The sequence below is a fragment of the Caballeronia sp. GAFFF2 genome (assembly GCF_023631485.1).
GTDB lineage: Bacteria > Pseudomonadota > Gammaproteobacteria > Burkholderiales > Burkholderiaceae > Caballeronia.
Genome location: NZ_JALQDA010000107.1, coordinates 1 through 311 on the forward strand (window position 1 = coordinate 1; position 311 = coordinate 311).

1 protein-coding gene is annotated in these 311 nt (G+C 54.3%); it reads right to left on the reverse strand.

The features are described from left to right. Positions 1-311, reverse strand: a 311-nt coding sequence (locus NCT04_RS34955; protein WP_250470302.1) for an IS3 family transposase, incomplete at both ends; no start/stop codon positions are given.

Genomic DNA, 311 nt, shown 5'->3' on the forward strand with positions numbered 1-311 from the left:
GCCGGCAGGGATTTGAAATTCGGTGATGTCCGTGAGCCATTTCTGATTCGGGGCGGCTGCACGGAAATCACGATTGACGAGATTCGCCGGAGCGGGAGTGATTTCTCCACGATAGGAGCCATAGCGACGTCGTCTGGTTGTGGCAGCGGCCAAGCCTTCCTGTCGCATCAAACGTCGCACGACTTTTTCTGAGATAAATACCTGCTGCCTGCTCAACGCCGCCCGAATTCGACAATAGCCATAACAACGGTAATTACATTCGAAGATGTCTGCAATCACGCGACGCGCGTCAGCATGCCTGTCAGCGACAA